Source organism: Arthrobacter sp. Y3223164 (genome assembly GCF_059091005.1).
On sequence record NZ_JBNHGF010000561.1, the window covers coordinates 1 to 1372 of the forward strand.

2 protein-coding genes are annotated in these 1372 nt (G+C 71.6%); one reads left to right on the forward strand and one right to left on the reverse strand.

Features of this window, described 5'->3' with window-relative positions; translation table 11 throughout:
• Positions 1-712: phosphatase PAP2 family protein (locus tag AC5RUJ_RS16390; RefSeq protein ID WP_494156262.1), on the reverse strand; the 712-nt coding region annotated here is incomplete at its 3' end.
• 66 nt (positions 713-778) lie between these two features.
• Here AC5RUJ_RS16390 and AC5RUJ_RS16395 point away from each other — a divergent pair.
• Positions 779-1372, forward strand: a 594-nt coding sequence (locus AC5RUJ_RS16395) for an enolase C-terminal domain-like protein (RefSeq protein ID WP_494156263.1), incomplete at its 3' end; no start/stop codon positions are given.

The following is a 1372-nucleotide window of genomic DNA, read 5'->3' on the forward strand; positions in this document are numbered from 1 at the left end:
ACAGCCGCGGCCACCACGCGGACGCCGCCCAGAAGCTGCCGTAGCCGGACCAGATGTTCCAGTCGCTGCCGCGCCGCAGCACGACCGGGCCGGCGGCCAGCACCCAAAAGCCGGCCACCAAAAAGGCCGCCACCACGTCCGCCGGGCGGTGCCAGCCGTTGATCAGGGTAGCGGCACCGGCCAGCACCGCATACAAACCACCCGCGGCCGCAGCGAACGGGCGCCAGCGGGGCGAGACCACCAGGAAAATGGCCAGGGCTGCAGCGGTGGCGATGGTGGTGTGCCCCGACGGAAGCGAATTGTGTTCCAGCGTGGGCACGCCGCGGTCGGGCCGGTCCAGAACAAGGTTCTTCAGGATCCACGTCGTCGCCGCCGACGCCGCGACCACGCCGACGCCGACCACCGCCGGCCCCCACCGGCGTCGTACCAAGGCCGCCACCAGCAGCACGACGGCCGCGACGGCGACGGAGATATCCGGCAGCAAATCCAGGAAGTCCAGGAAAACGCCGCGGCCCAGCCGCCAGCCGGAGTCCGCCTCCGCCCAGGCCGATTCGTCGGCGAACTGCCCGGTGGTGGTGCGGACGAAGGCGTAGTAGTTCAGCACAAAGGCTCCCGCGCACAACAGCGCTCCCAGCCAGAACAGGGCAGGAGCGTGCGCCGCCGGACGGCTGGGCGCGGGCCGGGAGCGGACACGGGAACGCTGCGGAGTCATCGATTCTAGGGTCGCACACAATGCTGACAGCTTCCGGGAAGGGCGGCCGCCGTACAGTTGGAGGTGATGACACCGCACCAGATTTCCGATGTTCCCGGGCTTTCCGACCGGCCGGAGCTCCCCGACCTCGCCGACCTGCTCGCCACCGCACGCGTGGTGTCCCTGCCGATGAAGGTCCGGTTCCGCGGGGTGATGCGGCGCGAGGTGCTGCTGTTGGAGGGCCCGGCTGGCTGGGCGGAGTTCTCGCCCTTTCTCGAGTACGACGACGACGAAGCAGCCGCGTGGCTGGCGGCCGCGGTGGAGGCGGGCTGGCGGGGTTTCCCGGCCCCGGTCCGGGACAGCGTCCCCGTCAACGCCACGGTGCCCGCGGTGGCGCCGGCGGAGGTACCCGGCGTGTTGGCCCGCTACGACGGTGCGCAGACGGTGAAGATCAAGGTTGCCGAAACCGGTCAGGACATCGACCAGGACGTGGCCCGCGTCGCCGCCGTGCGTGCCGCAGCCCCGCACGCTGCGCTCCGGGTAGATGCCAACGGCGGCTGGGATGTGCCCGCGGCGGTGGAGGCGTTGACCCGGCTGGCCGGGTATTCGCTGGAGTACGCCGAGCAGCCTGTCGCCGACATCGCCGGGCTGCGCGCCGTGCGGACCGAGCTGCGGCGGCGC